Consider the following 18,448-nt stretch of genomic DNA (forward strand, 5'->3'; position numbering starts at 1 on the left):
AAAAGAATCTGAACTGTGCATTCGCCACCAATAAGCACCCGTTTTTAGCGCAACCATTGGCGAAATTTTTTGTAACGCAGCACCAGTAATATTGCGGCCGTCACTGCGTAAATAATGGGGAGTGGCGACAGGGTTTTGAGCGACCAAAGATAATGAATCGGCGCAAGAATGGCGACAACATACACCAAATTATGCAGTTTTTGCCAGTTGGGTCCCATTTTTCGTTGCGCCCACAGGGTGGAGGTGGCTGCCAGTGACAGCAACACTAACCAACTAATGATACCCAAGGTTAGGTAGGGGCGGGTGACCAGTTCACGACCGAGCAGGCTAATGTTGCTTAGCCCCAGTTCCAGCACGGAATAACTGACTAAATGCAGTGTGCCCCAGGCAAAGCACCATAAGCCCAATAGGCGACGGCAGCGGATTAGCAGCGGTTGTTTGCCATAGCGCGCCAGCGGCGTGACCAGCAGTGTCGCCAATAGTAGTTTAAGAGTCATACGCCCGGTAAAATGCTGAATATCCTTGGCGGGATCAGCACTGAACCAGCCTTGGTCGACAGATAAGACCAGCCACAGGAAAGGCAGCGCTGCTGCCAGCCAGATAGCTACCTTGAGCCACTTAATGTGTTGTAGGCTGAGGCGCATCAGAAGTTTTTCCTCAGATCCAACCCACGATAGAGTGATGCCACTTGATCGGCATAGCCATTAAACAGCAGTGTCGGCTGGCGCTGAACATCAAGAATGCCGCCAGAACCAATAAAGCGCTCAGTGGCCTGTGACCAGCGCGGATGATCCACATGTGGGTTCACATTGGCATAAAAGCCATACTCGCCTGGGGCACTCAGATTCCAGGTTGTAGGGGGCTGATCATTGGTCAGGCGAATATGAACAATGGATTTTATCCCTTTAAAACCATATTTCCACGGCGTAATCAGCCGCAGTGGTGCGCCATTTTGCGGTGGTAGTGCTTTGCCATAAACACCCAGTGTCATGAAGGCTAGCGGGTGCATCGCCTCATCCAGTCGTAGCCCTTCGACATAGGGATATTTGAGGCCGCCGCCAATAAAGCGGTCTTCCTGCCCTGGCATCTGGTCTGGGGCATAGAGGGTCTGGAATGCGACGTAGCGCGCATTACTGGTCGGTTCAACCAGCTTTAGCAGTTTCCCCAGTTCAAAACCAATCCACGGCACCACCATTGACCAGGCTTCAACGCAGCGCATACGATAAATGCGCTCCTCCAGTGGGAAGCGCTTCATCAGATCATCCATATCCAGCGTCATAGGCTTAGCCACTTCACCGTCGATTTTGATTTGCCAGCCTTCTGTTTTCAGGGTGCCGGCATTGGCGGCGGGATCGGCTTTATCCAAACCGAATTCATAGAAATTATTGTAGCCCGTCACCTTGTCTTCCGGCGTCATCGCCAGATTGGGGTGATAGGCGGCGGATTGGGTAAACTCCAATGGCTTGCCCGAAGGGGCTTTGGGGCGGTTATTGCCCTTAAACCATGCTAGCAAATCGGCCTGTGCTGAGGTGGGTAGCGCCAGCGTGGCGGCAGTAATTCCCAATGCCTGCAATACCTTGCGGCGCTGGTAAAAGATGTTCTCAGGGGTGACGTCCGCTTCCGTCAATTTGCGCGGCGAATTATTGGTACGAGAAGTGTGATTTTTGGCGAAAACGTTGCGCATAGAGTTACTCCATCGAACAGCGTGTCATATTGATTGTGGTGATATTAATCATGGCGGCTTATGGCGATAAGTGCGAGAGAGCAAAGAAAAATTTAAAAATAATTACAATGGGGGGAGGAGATAAACCGGGAGAGTCATCCCCCCGGCGTTATTGATAGAAAAACGGTGTTACGGTGCTGATGCTGATGAGAAAACGAGTTAATCAGCGCACTTTAACCAAGGTTCGGCCCGTGACTTCATTCGCTAGCAAGCGAGCGGCGATGGTCGGCGCATCGGCTAACGTGATGGATTGTGATGCTTGTTGGTAGAAGCTTTCAGGTAAGATCTTCAGCAGCCGCTGCCAGGCCTGCTGGCGGCGCGGTTGTGGGGTCATCACTGAATCTACCCCTTGCAAGCACACATTACGCAGAATAAATGGCATCACGGTGGTCGGCAGGGTATAACCGCCCGCTAGCCCACATGCCGCAACAGTGCCGTTGTAGTTCATCTGCGCCAGCACTTTAGCCAGCAATTTGTCACCAACGGTGTCAATAGCACCTGCCCATAGCTGTTTTTCCAGCGGGCGCGAAGCATCAAGATACTCATTGCGGGATAATACCCGACGCGCACCCAAACTTTTCAGGTATTCGCTGTTGCTGTCACGGCCCGAAATCGCGGCAATCTGGTAGCCCAGCTCAGAAAGCAGGGCTACCGCGGTGCTACCTACGCCACCACTAGCACCAGTGACGACCACTTCACCGCTTTCAGGTGTGACGCCACCCTCTTCCAGCGCCATGACGCACAACATTGCAGTAAATCCCGCAGTGCCGATAATCATCGCTTTACGGGGTTCCAGCCCTTCAGGCATGGGTACTAGCCAGTCGCCATTCACACGCGCTTGCTCCGCCAAACCACCCCAATGGTTTTCGCCAACTCCCCAGCCTGTCAGCAACACGGATTGACCCACGTGAAAACGCGGATCTTCGCTACTGTGAACGGTGCCTGCGAAATCAATACCGGGAACCATCGGGAATTCACGAATGATCTTCCCTTGGCCCGTGATGGCCAGTGCATCTTTATAATTCAGGCTGGACCAATTGACATCAACTGTGACATTACCGGCCGGCAACTGTGAGGGGGAGATTTCACGCACTTCTGCGGTGGTACGGCCTTCAGTTTGCTCAAGAACAAGCGCTCGCATATCGCACTCCAGAAAACAGAAAAAGGATAAGTTAAGAGTGGGCCAATATAGCGGCAACATCAACCTTCCAGCCTGATCAAGGACAAAAATCAGGCCATTGATTTTGACTATGACTATCCTTGAAAGAGGAACCCCCGAATTTCAGGAAAAAGGGCGGAGTTATTGGGCTATTGTCGCATTATGAAGTAAAAAATCAGTTTTATGAGCTGTTTTTGTCATATAGTATTTTCCTCAAGGGAATTGAGTTTTCTACTTCATAATGCGCTTCGCAAGGCTAAGGGATGCGATTTACAACCAAACTTTCTGCGTTTGTGACACTGCTGGTCGTATTGGGCATGTGTTTGGTGCTACTGGGTAGCACGGCAAGTTTCTTCTATCTGTGTCAGAAAAAAATGGAGCATCGTCTCCAAGGTATTGTGACGGCTTATGATCAGTCGCTGCTGCTGCAATCGGCTGAACACGCGCGCGAATGGCTACCTATTATGATGCGAACGATTGGTGTCGTGGAGGTGAGTGTCCGGAACGAAACCAGTACGTTGTACCATCTCAAACTCCCCGCCACCTATACACCTTGGGATAGCAATAGTCAGCACCGCACGCGGGTTATACCTATGCTGCATCAACCGGGTGCATCGATGTATTTTACCTATATCGACCCCCTAAATAGCTATGCCCGCTCTCTTTATGCGGTGGCAATTTTGTCGCTGGCAGTGCTGGTGATCGCGCTCACACTATGGTTGAGTTTTCGGTGGCTGCGCGAACAGACTGCCGGCCAGGAGAAGCTAGAGTGGCGAGCAAAACGCATTCTCAATGGCGAACGTGAACACGCGATTCGCAGCGAAGGCCACGAATGGCCCCCCAGTGCCAGCCGCGCCATTGATCATCTATTAGCTGAGCTGACAGAGGTGAGGGCAGAGCGCAACCGTGTTGATACCTTGATTCGCACCTTTGCGGCGCAGGATGCCAAGACCGGTTTCAGTAATCGCCAATTCTTTGATAATCAGCTGACCACGCAACTGGAAGAGTCTGGTGCTCACGGGGTGGTGATGATGGTACAACTGCCAGATTTTGACCGCTTAAATGAAACGGATGATCATCAGCAAGTACAGGAGTTGATGCATTCGCTGATTAACATGCTTTCTACCTTTGTTGCCCGTCACCCCTCGGCGTTACTGGCGCGTTACCATCAAAATGAGATCGCCATATTACTGCCGCATAAAACCCTAAAATATGCCGATGTCATGGCCGCGCAACTGGTCCATGCGGTCGGGACCTTACCTGAGCCTCATATTATTGACCGTGAATCACTGCTGCATATTGGGATTGTGGCGTACCGCAGTGGCGAGTCTACCGAACAGATTATGGATAATGCCAGGCAAGCGACCAGAAATGCGGCGATGTATGGCGGGAATGGTTGGTATGTATTCGATACTCAAGTGGCGGAGAGAGGGCGTGGCAGTGTCAAATGGCGTACTTTATTAGAACAAACATTGGCGAGCGGGGGGCCAAGGCTCTATCAACGCCCGGTGATTACTGTTGACGGCAAGATTCATCATCGTGAAGTCATCAGTCGTATATTTGATGGTAAGCAGGAGCTGCTGGCGGCTGAATTTACCCCCTTGGTGCAACTGTTCGGTTTAGCTGAGCGTTATGACCGCCAAAAAATTGATCGGATAATTCCTTTATTATCTTTATGGCCGGACGAAACTCTGGCATTTTCTATCTGCGTTGATTCATTATTGCAGCGTCCTTTCCAGCGTTGGCTGCGGGATACACTATTACAATGCAAAAAATCGGATAGAACGCGGATTATCTTTGAACTTGCAGAGGCTGATGTGTGTCAACATATCGACCGCATCCGCCCGATGATACGTTTATTGCTTGGTGTGGGCTGCAAGGTGATGGTGTCGCAGGCCGGATTGACGGTTGTCAGCACCTCTTATATTAAGTCTCTACGGATTGAGATGATTAAGCTTCATCCGGGATTAGTCAGAAATATTAATTTACGTTATGAAAATCAGTTGTTTGTAGAAAGTCTTACCGGTGCTTGTGCCGGCGCACATGCAAAAGTTTTTGCCGCGGAAGTGCTTACCCGTGAAGAGTGGCAAACTCTGAAAGAGAAAGGTATTTATGGTGGACAGGGCAATTTTTTTGCTCCACCGACGCCTTTGATTCCCGGAAAGAAAAAATATTCGTATTAGGCTATGTTTAGCCTGATCGTTGAGCAAAAATTAACGTAGAATGTGTTGGTCATTTCCGTAAATCGTTGGTGGGCGCTTACTTCCAGCGAGAATCAGGTTAAATGTTAGATTTTATGTGCTGTGTTACGCCGGTCGTTGCGCAGAATCCGTGTTGTGCCAAGGTTTTATTCAACCTTTTCAAACAATATGGACTCTGAATGGAACGATATCGCAATAACGCAGCTACTTTTTCACCGAATCGGGACGTTTTTGCGCCTTGTCGCTGGTTCGTGTGGTTGGTAAAGTAGGCGGATTTTATTTTCCGCCCCCAGCTTGCAGGATTATCCTTTCGTTATGTTTAAGAAATTTCGTGGCATGTTTTCCAACGACTTGTCCATCGACTTGGGTACCGCCAATACCCTTATTTATGTTAAAGGACAAGGCATTGTACTGAATGAACCTTCAGTGGTTGCTATTCGCCAGGATCGTGCCGGTTCACCAAAGAGCGTTGCAGCTGTGGGCCATGAAGCCAAGCAGATGCTAGGGCGCACCCCCGGTAATATCGCAGCTATTCGCCCAATGAAAGATGGTGTTATCGCCGATTTCTTTGTGACCGAAAAGATGCTGCAACACTTTATTAAGCAAGTTCATAGCAACAGCTTTATGCGCCCAAGTCCGCGCGTACTGGTGTGTGTACCGGTCGGGGCTACTCAGGTTGAGCGCCGTGCGATCCGTGAATCTGCTCAGGGCGCTGGCGCTCGTGAAGTGTTCCTGATTGAAGAACCCATGGCTGCAGCAATTGGTGCTGGTCTGCCGGTCTCTGAAGCAACAGGTTCGATGGTTGTGGATATTGGTGGCGGGACCACAGAAGTGGCCGTTATCTCTCTGAACGGCGTGGTTTACTCCTCTTCTGTTCGTATCGGTGGTGACCGCTTTGATGAAGCCATCATTAATTATGTGCGTCGTAACTATGGTTCATTGATTGGTGAAGCGACTGCCGAACGTATCAAGCACAGCATCGGTTCTGCTTATCCAGGTGATGAAGTTCTGGAAATTGAAGTTCGTGGCCGTAACCTTGCTGAAGGTGTACCTCGTGGCTTTACCCTGAACTCCAATGAGATCCTCGAAGCACTGCAAGAGCCGCTAACCGGTATTGTTAGCGCGGTCATGGTTGCTCTGGAACAGTGTCCGCCAGAACTGGCATCTGACATCTCTGAGCGCGGTATGGTATTGACCGGTGGTGGCGCATTGCTGCGTAACCTGGATCGCCTGCTGATGGAAGAGACCGGTATCCCAGTGGTGGTCGCCGAAGATCCATTGACCTGCGTCGCACGCGGCGGTGGTAAAGCGTTGGAAATGATCGACATGCATGGCGGCGATTTGTTCAGCGAAGAATAGTCAGCCAAAAGGAGAAACGCCAGATCGAGGAACCCATATCCACGTTAAGTCGGGGATAGGTTTAGATTTGGCGCTTCTTCCTCATGTCGTCGAGGAATACGCATAATTTATGAAGCCGATTTTTAGCCGGGGTCCATCCCTGCAACTGCGGTTGTTCTTTGCCGTACTTGCCGCCATTATTTTGGTTATCGCTGATAGCCGATTGGGTACGTTTGTTAAAGTGCGCACCTATATGGACACCGCAGTAAGCCCTTTCTATTTTCTGGCCAATGGGCCACGCAAAGTTCTCGACAATGTTTCTGAAACTCTGGCGACTCGCGAGCAGCTTGAGCTGGAAAATCGTGCGTTGCGCCAAGAGTTATTACTGAAAAACACTGACCTACAGCTACTCGGGCAATTTAAGCAGGAAAATAACCGCTTACGTGAATTGCTGGGTTCTCCGCTGCGTCAGGACGAACAAAAAATGGTGACTCAGGTGATGTCCAGCGGGACAGATCCCTATAGTGACCAAGTGGTTATCGATAAAGGTTCTAACAATGGCGTGTACGAAGGCCAGCCGGTTATCAGTGACCGGGGTGTCGTCGGCCAGGTTGTCGCGGTGAGTAAATTAACTAGTCGCGTATTATTGATTTGCGATGCCTCCCATGCGTTACCTATTCAGGTGTTACGAAATGATATTCGGGTTATTGCCGCAGGGAGTGGTTGTACCGATGACTTATTACTGGAACACCTCCCCAGCAATACAGATATTCGCGTTGGTGATGTGTTAGTGACGTCCGGTTTGGGCGGCCGCTTCCCAGAAGGCTACCCGGTGGCGGTGGTCTCTTCGGTCAAAGTTGACAACCAGCGCGCCTATACTGTCATTCAGGCGCGCCCGACGGCTGATCTACAACGTTTACGTTACCTGTTGCTCTTGTGGGGCGCTGACCGTAATGGTGATCTGCCATTGCCGCCAGATGAAGTCCGCCGTGTGGCAAACGAACGTCTTGCGCCCATGATGTCGCAAGTGCTACCCGCCGCTGATGCCATGGGGCCACCCGCACCTTCTGCGGCGGCACCCACCGCAATCACTGCGCCGGGAGTCTCGCCATGAACCGTTACAGTAGCAATGGGCGTTGGGTTATCTGGTTATCTTTCCTGATTGCCATGGTGCTGCAAATTATGCCATGGCCTGAACAAATTTATATGTTCCGCCCTTCATGGCTGGCGTTGGTTTTAATTTATTGGGTGATGGCACTACCGCACCGTGTGAATGTTGGCACCGGCTTTGTACTCGGGCTGATTATGGATCTTATTTTGGGTTCCACACTTGGGGTGCGGGCGCTGGCACTGAGTATCATCGCTTATCTAGTGGCGTTTAAGTTTCAGCTATTTCGCAATATGGCGCTGTGGCAACAAGCACTTATCGTGATGCTGCTTTCGCTAACCATGGATGTGGTGGTGTTTTGGTCTGAGTTTTTAGTCATTAATGTCTCATTCCGCCCAGAAGTATTCTGGAGTAGTGTAGTTAACGGTATTCTTTGGCCTTGGCTATTTTTGTTAATGCGTAAAATTCGCCGCCAATTTGCGGTGCAATAAGGACTTAAGACTCATGACCGCCCTGTATCTTGCTTCTGGTTCTCCGCGTCGCCGTGAATTATTAGCCCTGCTTGATGTCCCGTTTGAGGTGCTGAAAACAGAGGTTGAAGAGCAACGTCAGCCAGAAGAGGGCGCACAAGAGTACGTCCAGCGTCTCGCGCAGGATAAAGCTCGTGCAGGGGTGGAGGTCGCGCCACAGGATCTGCCGGTATTAGGGGCAGATACCATCGTGGTGCTCAATGGGCAAGTTTTAGAAAAACCACGGAATACCGCACATGCCCAGCAAATACTGAGTGCATTGTCTGGGCAGCAACATCAGGTAATCACGGCAGTGTCGCTGGCTGATCAGCAAGATATGTTATCTGCCATGGTTGTGACAGATGTGACATTTCGTGTGTTATCCCAGTTGGAAATCAGTAATTATATTGCTACCGGTGAACCCATGGACAAAGCGGGCGCTTACGGTATTCAGGGGAAAGGTGGTTGTTTCGTCAGATCCATCACCGGCAGTTATCATGCTGTGGTCGGTCTGCCGTTGGTAGAAACCCATGAATTACTAAGTAATTTCATTGCGCTACGTAATGTGAGAGGAATACATGACAGCTGAATTACTGGTTAATATTACACCGTCTGAAACGCGGGTTGCCTACATTGATGGTGGCATCCTGCAAGAGATACATATCGAGCGTGAAGCCAAACGAGGGATTGTTGGCAATATCTACAAAGGCCGAGTCAGCCGGGTGTTACCGGGGATGCAAGCCGCTTTTGTCGATATAGGTCTGGAGAAGGCCGCCTTCCTCCATGCTTCCGATATCATGCCCCACACCGAATGCGTGGCCGGGGATGAGCAGAAAAATTTCAATGTGCGCGATATCGCTGAACTGGTTCGTCAGGGGCAGGATTTAATGGTGCAGGTGGTGAAAGATCCCCTCGGTACTAAAGGCGCACGTTTAACCACCGATATCACCTTGCCGTCGCGCTATTTGGTGTTGATGCCGGGAGCCGCCCATGTCGGTGTTTCCCAGCGCATTGAGAGTGAAGTTGAGCGCGAGCGGTTGAAAAAAACCGTGGCAGCCTATTGCGACGAGCAAGGCGGTTTTATCATCCGCACTGCTGCTGAAGGCATTGGCGAAGAGGAGTTATCGGCTGATGCTGCGTTTCTCAAACGCTTGTGGACGAAGGTTCAGGAGCGCAAAAAACGCAATATCACCAAATATAAGCTGTATGGCGAGATGGCACTGGCGCAGCGCGTGTTACGCGACTTTGCCGGAGCGGCGCTGGATAAAATTCGCGTCGACTCCAAACTGACTTACGATTTGCTGGTGGAGTTTACCAGCGAATATATTCCGGAAATGACCGAAAAACTGGAGTTGTACGCCGGTAAGCAACCGATCTTCGATCTCTACGATGTCGAAAACGAAATTCAGCGCTCATTAGAACGTAAAGTTGAATTAAAATCAGGCGGTTACCTGATTATTGACCAGACAGAAGCCATGACCACCGTGGATATCAACACCGGTGCATTTGTTGGTCACCGCAATCTTGACGAAACCATTTTCAATACCAATATTGAGGCCACTCAGGCTATCGCCCGCCAGCTGCGGATGCGTAATCTGGGGGGGATTATCATCATTGATTTCATTGATATGAGCAACGAAGAACATCGTCGGCGTGTATTGCATTCACTGGAACAGGCCCTGAGTAAAGATCGGGTAAAAACCAGTATTAATGGTTTCTCTCAGCTAGGCTTAGTCGAAATGACGCGCAAGCGCACGCGGGAGAGCATTGAGCACGTCTTATGCAATGAGTGCCCGACTTGCCGTGGCCGTGGAACGGTGAAATCAGTGGAAACCGTGTGCTACGAAATCTTGCGCGAAATTGTGCGTGTTCACCACGCTTATGACTCTGATCGCTTCCTGGTCTATGCTTCCCCAGCGGTGGGAGAAGCGCTGAAAGGCGAAGAGTCCCATGCACTGGCCGAGGTGGAAATTTTCGTCGGCAAGCAGGTCAAAGTTCAGATTGAACCACTGTATAACCAAGAACAGTTTGACGTGGTGATGATGTAAGAGCCCTCTAGCCTTACATGGGATGAATGCGATTAAGATCTGCTGCTAGCTCTGCAGCGGATGGCAAGGAGAGATGTGTGAGGCGACTGCCCAGGATAATGTTCGCGACAGGCGCCACAATAATTGTTGTGGTGGCGCTGTTGGTCAGTGGGCTACGCATGATGCTGCCTCTCATCAACGATTATCGTCCGCAAATCGTGGCCAAAGTTCAGTCCATAAGCGGGATCCCACTGGAGGTGGGGTTCATGCAGGGGACATGGGAAACCTTTGGCCCGACGCTGGAATTGCGCGATATTAGCGCTAAATTGCCGCAAGCCAACTGGCAGGTGCAACGGGTGACCCTTGCGCTCGATGTATGGCAGTCATTGCTACACTGGCGCTGGCAGTTTCGCGATATGACCTTTTATCAGTTGCAGCTTGACCTGAATACCACGCTGGATGCGCAGCAAAACAGCAGCCGCAATCTTGAAACCGGTAATATCACCGATATACTCCTGCGCCAGTTGGACCATTTCGACCTGCGCAACAGCCGTGTTTCCTTCCTCACTCCCTCTGGCCCCCGTGCCGAATTAGAGATCCCGCAACTGACCTGGCTTAACTCCCGTAACCGGCACCGCGCCGAGGGGCAAATTAGCCTTTCGACCATTAATGGGCAGCACGGCGTGGTGATGGTGCGGATGGATCTACATGATAATCAGGGAATTTTAAATAATGGTACGGTTTATATGCAGGCCGATAATATCGACCTAAAACCTTGGATTAGCCGCTGGTTGCACAATAATACCGGGCTGGAGAGTGCTGAATTCAGCTTGGCGGCTTGGCTGAGCATTAAAAGTGGCGAGATCTACAGTGGCAATGTTCTGCTCAGTGAGGGGCAAGCCAATTGGACGACCGGTAACGAAAGCCATCAGCTAGCGGTAGACAATTTTGTGTTGGAAGGCCGCCGTCAGGGCAATGGCTGGCAAATTGATGCGCCGCAATTGAGCCTGAAAACCGATGGGCAATCTTGGCCAAAAGGGCAACTCTCGGCGCTATGGCTACCTGAAAATACTCAATTCATTGGCCCAGACCAATCCCAAGAATTACGCATTCGCGCCACCAATATTCAGCTTGAACGTGTAGGGCCGCTATTACCCACACTGTCACTGTTTACCCCTGAATTAATGAATCGCTGGGCAGATTTGCGCCCGCAAGGCATGGTTGATGCGCTGGCATTAGACATTCCTATCAGCCAGCCGCAAAAGAGCCGTTTTCAGGCCAAATGGCACGATATCAGCTGGCAACACTGGGAACTGCTGCCGGGCGTAAATAACTTCGCCGGTGCATTAAGCGGTTCTGCTGAGCAAGGTCAGCTGGAGATTAATCTTAAAAACAGTACCTTGCCTTATGGCGATATGTTCCGTGCGCCATTGGAAGTGAGTCAGGCCAGCGGCACCGTGAACTGGCGGATTGATGATAAAGGTTGGGAGCTGTGGAGTGACCAACTGGATGTTAGGGCTAAATCGCTGTGGGGCAATGGCAGTTTTCACTATCAACAACCTGATAAAGGGCAACCCTGGCTTAAAATCCTGACCGGTATCCGTCTGTATGATGCCACTGATGCCTGGCGTTACTTCCCTGAACACCTGATGGGCAAGAAGCTGGTGGATTATCTGACCGAGGCGTTACAGGGCGGGCAGGTCGACAACGCCACACTGGTTTATAACGGCAACCCTCATGATTTCCCTTATAAACATAAAGAGGGCCAGTTCCAGGTCTATGTGCCGCTGCGTAACGCCACCTTCCAGTTCCAACCGGATTGGCCTGCATTAGAGAATTTAGCCATCGACCTGAATTTCCTCAATGAAGGTCTGTGGATGGACGCCCCCCATACAATGTTGGGTAATGTCACTGGCAGCAATATCAGCGCCATCATTCCCGATTATCTGAAAGAAAAACTCTATGTTGATGCCGAGGTGGTTGGCGAAGGGCGCGATGTTCACGACTACTTTATCAAGACGCCGCTCAATGATTCGGTTGCTGAAACACTGGAGGAGTTACAGGTGGGGGGTAAGGTTAGTGGGCGCTTACACCTGGACATTCCGTTGGAAGAGGGCCGTATCACGCACGCCAGTGGCGAAGTGACACTGAGGAATAACACCCTGTTGGTGAAGCCGCTGAAAAGCCAACTGGAGAATATCAGCGGCAAGTTCCGCTTCAATGATGGCAATCTCGATAGCGATAGCTTATCAGCCAACTGGTTCGGGCAGCCGCTAACAGTTGATTTCACCACCGAAGAGCAGCCAAAGAACTTTTTGGTGAATGTTGGGCTAAATGGCGACTGGCTACCGGCTAAATTACCGGGGGTGCCGGACGATGTGGCGAAATTGCTCAGTGGTAGTGCCAATTGGCAGGGCAAGGTGGTGGTGCAATTACCTAAAAATGGCAAGCCGGATTACAAAATAGATGTCACTGCGGATCTAAAGAAAGTGAGTAGTCACTTACCTCCGCCGCTAGATAAATCAAATGGTCAGGCGCTACCGCTTCATGTGCAGGCCATCGGCGGACTGGACTCATTTACGCTATCGGGCAGCGCGGGGAGTGATAACCATTTCAATAGCCAATGGTTGCTGCTAAAAGATAATGTTGAGCTGGCGCGTGCTATTTGGCAAAGCGCTAAGCAGGAAACGGATAGCAAAAAAGCTCCGCCTTTGCCGGATGAAAAAGGTTTGGTGCTCAAATTACCGCCATTGGATGGTGAGCGCTGGCTGGCCTTGCTGGCACCGGATTTGGCAACAGTGACTGCGCCATTTGCCTCATCTGCGCAACCTAAAATCAAGGGCGGCAGTTCCAATGTCACTCTCCCTAAGCGGCTGATATTAGAAACGCCACAATTACTGGTCGGTGGGCAGGCCTGGCATCAACTGACACTGCTGATCGAACCACTGATCACCGGCACCAAAGTCACGGCAAAAGGCGAGGAGGTCGAGGGTAGCCTGCTGATGGAAGAGCATGGGCCATGGCACGCCGATATTGATTATCTCTATTACAACCCTCAATGGACGGCGAGCGAGGCGCAAGATCCGTTAGCGCAAGCGGCATTGCAGCCGCCAGAAAGCCCCAGTAAAATCTCGTTCCGCGATTGGCCAGCACTGCAATTGCGTTGTAAAGCTTGCTGGATTTTGGGGCAAAATATCGGGCGGATTAATGCGGATCTGACACCCAAAGGCGATATTTTGATGCTGACCAATGGTCTGATTGAAGCGGGTAATGGGCGGGCCAAAATAACCGGGCAGTGGCAACAAGATAGCTCTGGCGATAAGACTGCGCTCAATGTTGCACTGACGGGGCCAAAAATCGATGACACCATCTCGTTCTTTGGTCTGACGACACCAATAAAAGATGCCTCATTTGATATCAATGCCGATCTAAACTGGCGTGGGGTGCCGTGGCAGCCACAGATTAATAGCCTAAACGGGACGTTAAAGAGTAGATTGGGGCGAGGGCTGTTGACGGATCTTGGCGGCGGGCGCGCAGGCCAGCTACTGCGGCTGGTCAGCTTCGACGCACTATTACGTAAGCTCCAGCTCGACTTTAGTGATACGTTTAGTCGTGACTTCGCGTTTGATTCTATTCGCGGCACCGCCAATATCAAAAATGGCGTCATGCACACCAATGATTTAGTGGTGGATGGATTAGCCGCCGACATTGCCATGAGCGGTAATGTGGACTTGGTTAAACGCCAGATCGCCATGGAAGCGGTTATCACGCCAGAGATTTCGGCGACCGTCGGTGTCGCCACCGCCTTTGCCATCAACCCGGTGGTGGGGGCTGCAGTATTCGCCGCTTCGAAGATTTTAGGCCCATTATGGAGCAAGGTTTCGTTAATTCGCTACCAGATCACCGGTAGTTTGGATCAACCGACCATCCATGAAGTATTACGCCAGTTAAAGGAGAGTAAGGCGCCATGAAAAATGCCAATGTTGCATTATTGCAGTTATGCAGTGGTGAAAATACCCGTGATAATTTGGCTCAAATTGAGCAGCAGATCAAACAGTTAAACTCGGGTATTAAGCTGGTTCTGACGCCGGAAAATGCACTGTTATTTGCCAATGCCGCCTCTTATCGCCACCATGCAGAGCAGCACAACGACGGGCCATTGCAACAAGAAGTGCGTGAGATGGCGCGCCGCTATGGTGTCTGGATCCAAATCGGTTCTATGCCGATGATAAGCCGTGAGTCACCGGACCTTATCACCACCAGTAGCTTGCTGTTTGATGACCAAGGTGAGCTAAAAGCTCGCTATGATAAAATTCATATGTTTGATGTGGATATCAACGATATGCATGGCCGTTATCGTGAATCAGATACCTATCAGGCAGGGCAGGAAACCACGGTGGTGGACACCCCGGTAGGCCGCTTAGGTATGACGGTGTGCTATGACTTGCGTTTCCCCGGCTTATTCCAGGCTTTACGGGCGCAGGGCGCGGAGATTATTACCGTCCCGGCGGCCTTTACCAAAATGACCGGTGAAGCTCACTGGGAAATATTATTGCGCGCACGGGCGATTGAAAACCAGTGCGTGATTTTGGCTGCAGCCCAGGTAGGGCGGCACGGTGCTACCCGTCGTACTTGGGGCCACACTATGGCGGTCGATGCCTGGGGCAAAATATTGGGGCAGAACCCCGATGCGGTGGCTGCCTTAAAAGTAAAAATTGAAACCACAGGTTTGAAAACTATCCGTAATCAAATGCCGGTATTGCAGCACAATCGCTTTTTAGCGCCGCTGGTGCCGTCATCGCATAAACCATCATCTAATTAAAGAGTGAAAACTATGAGCCTCTCGTTTGTCAGTGAGCAATTACTCGCTGCTAACAAGCTGAACCATCAGGACTTGTTCTCAGTGTTGGGGCAGTTGGCTGAACGCCGCCTCGATTATGCTGACCTGTATTTCCAGTCCAGCTACCACGAGGCATGGGTGTTGGAAGACAGCATCATCAAAGATGGCTCTTACAATATTGATCAGGGCGTGGGTGTGCGTGCGGTCAGTGGTGAAAAAACCGGTTTTGCGTATGCAGACCAAATTACTCTGAATGCTTTGCAACAAAGTGCCCATGCTGCGCGCAGCATTGTGCGCGATATTGGCAATGGCAAAGTGCATACCTTGGGTGAAATTGCCTATCAGCCACTCTATCCGCTGCTGGACCCCCTGCAAAGCTTGTCGCGGGAGGATAAAATCGCGCTGTTGCATCGCGTCGATAAAGTCGCTCGCGCCGCCGATAAGCGGGTGCAGGAAGTGAGCGCTAGCTTAACTGGCATCTATGAGCAGGTGCTGGTGGCTGCCACTGATGGCACGCTGGCCGCCGATGTGCGCCCATTGGTGCGCTTGTCAGTCAGCGTCTTGGTGGAAGAGAACGGCAAACGCGAACGCGGTGCCAGCGGTGGCGGTGGTCGTTTCGGCTATGACTACTTCCTGGAAACCGATGACGGCGAAGTGCGCGCGGATAACTTTGCCAATGAAGCGGTCAGAATGGCGCTAGTTAACCTTTCCGCCATAGCTGCCCCTGCCGGTGCCATGCCAGTGGTATTAGGTGCCGGCTGGCCGGGTGTGCTGTTGCATGAAGCGGTTGGTCATGGCTTAGAGGGCGATTTCAACCGCCGTGGTAGTTCTGTCTTTAGCGGGCAAATGGGTAAGCTGGTCGCCTCCGAGCTGTGTACCGTGGTGGACGATGGCACCATGCAAGGCCGCCGTGGTTCACTGGCTATTGACGACGAAGGTGTGCCGGGCCAATACAACGTATTGATCGAAAACGGCATTCTGAAAGGCTATATGCAGGATAAGTTGAACGCGCGCCTAATGGGGGTTGCCCCAACAGGTAATGGTCGCCGCGAATCTTACGCGCATTTACCGATGCCGCGTATGACCAATACTTATATGTTAGCGGGCAAATCGACACCAGAAGAGATTATCGCCAGTGTGGAATATGGCCTCTACGCGCCAAACTTTGGTGGTGGTCAGGTGGATATCACCTCCGGCAAATTCGTGTTCTCAACCTCTGAAGCTTACTTAATCGAAAAGGGTAAAATCACCCGCGCGGTAAAGGGCGCGACCTTGATTGGCTCCGGTATTGAAGCGATGCAGCAGATCTCGATGGTCGGCAACGATCTGGCGCTGGATAAAGGCGTCGGCGTCTGCGGCAAAGAGGGTCAAAGCCTGCCCGTGGGGGTCGGCCAACCGACCTTGAAGCTGGATAATCTGACAGTGGGTGGCACGGCTTAAGGTCGTTGATGAGCCATTAAAGGATATTTTTAATGGCTCTTTTAAAGATGTCTTTTATGGACTGTTATGATGTTATATAGCCAAAGGAGATATTTACGGCTTTTAAAACCCTGACAACCAAAACCATAAATATCATCGACTTAAAACGTAATCACGATCTGTACTCCCAATCAATTAATACAGTACATAACGGAGGGCTGTCACTCACTCGAGTGCGTTATAGCGATTACGGGTGATCATCTCATCGGGTGCATCACTGGCGTTGGTGGGGGTGTTGTTATAAATAATGGGATTAAATGCGTTAGTCATTTTATTTTCCTTTATTAATTTTAATTACATAAAGAATTTGGATTTATTAATTTTTTTTGATAAAGATAGTTCGTGCATTGCCATTTTAACCATCTCTTTTATATTGCTAGGGAGTTGTGATACATACTCTTTTTGCTCATTTTGATTCAATGAATCATCATTAATGGAAATATTTATACCGCTCATATCTTCTTTGTTACTGAAGATATCATCTGCTTTGTATTTGGGTAAAATAATATTTGGTGAATTTAACTGAGCAGATTTGAAGTTTAGCTTCATATTTCCATCACTATCCGAGTGAACAAAGAAGCCTAGCCAATGAGACGATATAGTCTGAGTGTCTATCCAATTTTCAAATGCACTTTTTTTATTTGACGCTGGTTTTCCCTCTCCCTCTAAGTAAAAAGCAGCTCGCCCATGATCTAAATTTCTTAATTTTTTGTTTGAATAAGGCTTCTCATTGTTTTTTGCAAGATGTTTATCTCTATAAAACCATTGTTTTTTTAGTTCGCTATATTCCCAAGGTATTTGACCGGCCCCACCTTTTCTTTCATTTCTTGATGTTGCAGGAATTAAATAAATCTCTTTATTTCTAGCATCAATCATACCTGAAAATGCGTTACCTTTTTTCGCATGCTTCCAGTTGTGTTTTGCTTGTTTAGAAAGCTTTAGTTCTTTAGGCATGCTTTTTAACCAATCTCTTGCTGCTCCAGTCTGTCTGGCTTCTAAATATAAATTAAAATAACTAACAGCAACGCTAAGTTCTAAATTTTTCCAACTGTCATTGAAAATGGCACCGCCAGTCATAGGGGCAATAACTCCATTAACTGATGATTTATTGAATTCATCTTGTAGATTAATTCCCATTAACCCATCTTCATCCATCAACGTAACTGGATTATTCCTCACCATCCGATATAAATTCAGTCCATCAATGGTCCCTGCCGGGTCGGCGCTTAACCATCTGCCCAGCCAAGGCTGGTAATAACGGTGACCATAATAGTAGAGGCCGGTGGCATCGCGCTCTTTACTGGAATAGCGCACGGTTTTATATTTCGCTTCCATGGTATTGCGGGCAGAAAATACCGCAGTACCGCCAAACGGGTAATACTCCTCCTGACTGATAATATCGCCATTATTGTCCAGCTCTAATAAACTGGAGCCAATCTGATTATCGAAACTGTAACGTAACTGCCCGTTATCAATGCCCTCCGGTTTGCCGTGTTCCCACAGCAGCACTCGCACCTGTGCGCGGCCGGCGGCACCGAGGGTAATGACCTGAAAATCTTCGGTAAGTTGTTGACCATTGTACTGAGTGCGCAGTTCCAGACCTGGCAGGTAGGTAACTGTTGTGGTTTGAGCGGTGTTATTGGTGTGCTGAATGCTTTGCTTGACGACTCGCATACCATCGCTGCCATAGAGGTAGCTTTCATAGTCATCACTGGCGCTGTTTTCCGCACCTCGCTTCACGGTGGTGACCTGCTGTAATTGGTTGCGCGCATCCCATTGCAGCGGCTGGCCAGGCTGTAACTGCCGCTGATTCCCGGCGGCATCAAATTGACTGCGGATATCAGTGGCGGTGAGGCCATCCTGCTGTTGAATGCCGTGGTTGCTGGTATCGGAAAGGGTGATGTGGGTACTGTACTGGCTGGCCCCGGTATGTTGTATTTTCAGCAGGTTACCGGCACGGTCATAGGTGTAACTGCGGGTGTAATTGACATATTGATTGCCGTCGGTAAGCGAACTTAAGGCGGGGAGAGCGGCACTTTGCGCGCAGTTGTTGTCTGATTCGCG

13 protein-coding genes are annotated in these 18,448 nt (G+C 50.2%); 9 read left to right on the forward strand and 4 right to left on the reverse strand.

The window, feature by feature from the left end:
- Window positions 1-44: 44 nt before the first annotated feature.
- From msrQ to acuI, 3 genes are all read right to left on the reverse strand, one after another.
- Window positions 45-644 (reverse strand): protein-methionine-sulfoxide reductase heme-binding subunit MsrQ, encoded by a 600-nt coding sequence (msrQ, locus tag AACW11_RS03360; protein ID WP_212585948.1) that lies wholly within the window; start codon window positions 642-644, stop codon window positions 45-47.
- The gene (msrP, locus tag AACW11_RS03365; protein WP_212585949.1) at window positions 644-1,684 is read right to left on the reverse strand and encodes a protein-methionine-sulfoxide reductase catalytic subunit MsrP; all 1,041 of its coding nucleotides are present in this window, start codon (window positions 1,682-1,684) and stop codon (window positions 644-646) included. The genes msrQ and msrP overlap by 1 nt, the downstream gene beginning before the upstream one ends.
- A 202-nt stretch (window positions 1,685-1,886) precedes the next feature.
- Complete coding sequence (acuI, locus tag AACW11_RS03370) at window positions 1,887-2,864, reverse strand: acrylyl-CoA reductase (NADPH) (RefSeq protein ID WP_212585950.1); 978 nt, start codon at window positions 2,862-2,864, stop codon at window positions 1,887-1,889.
- 281 nt (window positions 2,865-3,145) lie between these two features.
- Here acuI and csrD point away from each other — a divergent pair, with 281 nt between their 5' ends.
- From csrD to tldD, 9 genes are all read left to right on the forward strand, one after another.
- Window positions 3,146-5,065: an RNase E specificity factor CsrD gene (gene csrD / locus AACW11_RS03375; protein ID WP_212585951.1), complete on the forward strand. Its 1,920-nt coding sequence runs from the start codon at window positions 3,146-3,148 to the stop codon at window positions 5,063-5,065.
- A gap of 333 nt (window positions 5,066-5,398) precedes the next feature.
- The gene (gene mreB / locus AACW11_RS03380; protein ID WP_004875762.1) at window positions 5,399-6,442 is read left to right on the forward strand and encodes a rod shape-determining protein MreB; all 1,044 of its coding nucleotides are present in this window, start codon (window positions 5,399-5,401) and stop codon (window positions 6,440-6,442) included.
- Between the two features lie 109 nt (window positions 6,443-6,551).
- Complete coding sequence (mreC, locus tag AACW11_RS03385) at window positions 6,552-7,535, forward strand: rod shape-determining protein MreC (RefSeq protein ID WP_212585952.1); 984 nt, start codon at window positions 6,552-6,554, stop codon at window positions 7,533-7,535.
- On the forward strand, window positions 7,532-8,020 hold the full coding sequence (mreD, locus tag AACW11_RS03390) for a rod shape-determining protein MreD (RefSeq protein ID WP_032814839.1): 489 nt from the start codon (window positions 7,532-7,534) through the stop codon (window positions 8,018-8,020). The genes mreC and mreD overlap by 4 nt, the downstream gene beginning before the upstream one ends.
- 13 nt (window positions 8,021-8,033) lie before the next feature.
- Complete coding sequence (locus tag AACW11_RS03395; RefSeq protein WP_212585953.1) at window positions 8,034-8,627, forward strand: Maf family protein; 594 nt, start codon at window positions 8,034-8,036, stop codon at window positions 8,625-8,627.
- Window positions 8,617-10,086: a ribonuclease G gene (rng, locus tag AACW11_RS03400; protein WP_032814841.1), complete on the forward strand. Its 1,470-nt coding sequence runs from the start codon at window positions 8,617-8,619 to the stop codon at window positions 10,084-10,086. The genes AACW11_RS03395 and rng overlap by 11 nt, the downstream gene beginning before the upstream one ends.
- A 77-nt stretch (window positions 10,087-10,163) precedes the next feature.
- Window positions 10,164-14,036, forward strand: coding sequence for an AsmA2 domain-containing protein YhdP (gene yhdP / locus AACW11_RS03405; RefSeq protein ID WP_212585954.1), 3,873 nt, complete (start codon window positions 10,164-10,166; stop codon window positions 14,034-14,036).
- A complete protein-coding gene (nit1, locus tag AACW11_RS03410) occupies window positions 14,033-14,887 on the forward strand; it encodes a deaminated glutathione amidase (RefSeq protein WP_212585955.1) in 855 nt (284 codons plus the stop codon). Before yhdP ends, nit1 begins: the two co-directional genes overlap by 4 nt.
- A gap of 12 nt (window positions 14,888-14,899) precedes the next feature.
- Window positions 14,900-16,345: a metalloprotease TldD gene (gene tldD, locus AACW11_RS03415; protein ID WP_212585956.1), complete on the forward strand. Its 1,446-nt coding sequence runs from the start codon at window positions 14,900-14,902 to the stop codon at window positions 16,343-16,345.
- A 333-nt stretch (window positions 16,346-16,678) separates the two neighbouring features.
- Here tldD and AACW11_RS03420 read toward each other — a convergent pair.
- Window positions 16,679-18,448 (reverse strand): RHS repeat domain-containing protein (locus AACW11_RS03420; RefSeq protein WP_283050268.1); only part of this gene is annotated, 1,770 nt, incomplete at its 5' end.

Source organism: Yersinia sp. Marseille-Q3913 (genome assembly GCF_963892745.1).
GTDB lineage: Bacteria > Pseudomonadota > Gammaproteobacteria > Enterobacterales > Enterobacteriaceae > Yersinia > Yersinia bercovieri.

Bases quoted from the DNA above. Each gene is read 5' to 3' on its own strand.
- msrQ (WP_212585948.1), bottom strand. From the start codon at position 644: ATGCGCCTCAGCCTACAACACATTAAGTGGCTCAAGGTAGCTATCTGG.
- msrP (WP_212585949.1), bottom strand. From the start codon at position 1,684: ATGCGCAACGTTTTCGCCAAAAATCACACTTCTCGTACCAATAATTCG.
- acuI (WP_212585950.1), bottom strand. From the start codon at position 2,864: ATGCGAGCGCTTGTTCTTGAGCAAACTGAAGGCCGTACCACCGCAGAA.
- csrD (WP_212585951.1), top strand. From the start codon at position 3,146: ATGCGATTTACAACCAAACTTTCTGCGTTTGTGACACTGCTGGTCGTA.
- mreB (WP_004875762.1), top strand. From the start codon at position 5,399: ATGTTTAAGAAATTTCGTGGCATGTTTTCCAACGACTTGTCCATCGAC.
- mreC (WP_212585952.1), top strand. From the start codon at position 6,552: ATGAAGCCGATTTTTAGCCGGGGTCCATCCCTGCAACTGCGGTTGTTC.
- mreD (WP_032814839.1), top strand. From the start codon at position 7,532: ATGAACCGTTACAGTAGCAATGGGCGTTGGGTTATCTGGTTATCTTTC.
- AACW11_RS03395 (WP_212585953.1), top strand. From the start codon at position 8,034: ATGACCGCCCTGTATCTTGCTTCTGGTTCTCCGCGTCGCCGTGAATTA.
- rng (WP_032814841.1), top strand. From the start codon at position 8,617: ATGACAGCTGAATTACTGGTTAATATTACACCGTCTGAAACGCGGGTT.
- nit1 (WP_212585955.1), top strand. From the start codon at position 14,033: ATGAAAAATGCCAATGTTGCATTATTGCAGTTATGCAGTGGTGAAAAT.
- tldD (WP_212585956.1), top strand. From the start codon at position 14,900: ATGAGCCTCTCGTTTGTCAGTGAGCAATTACTCGCTGCTAACAAGCTG.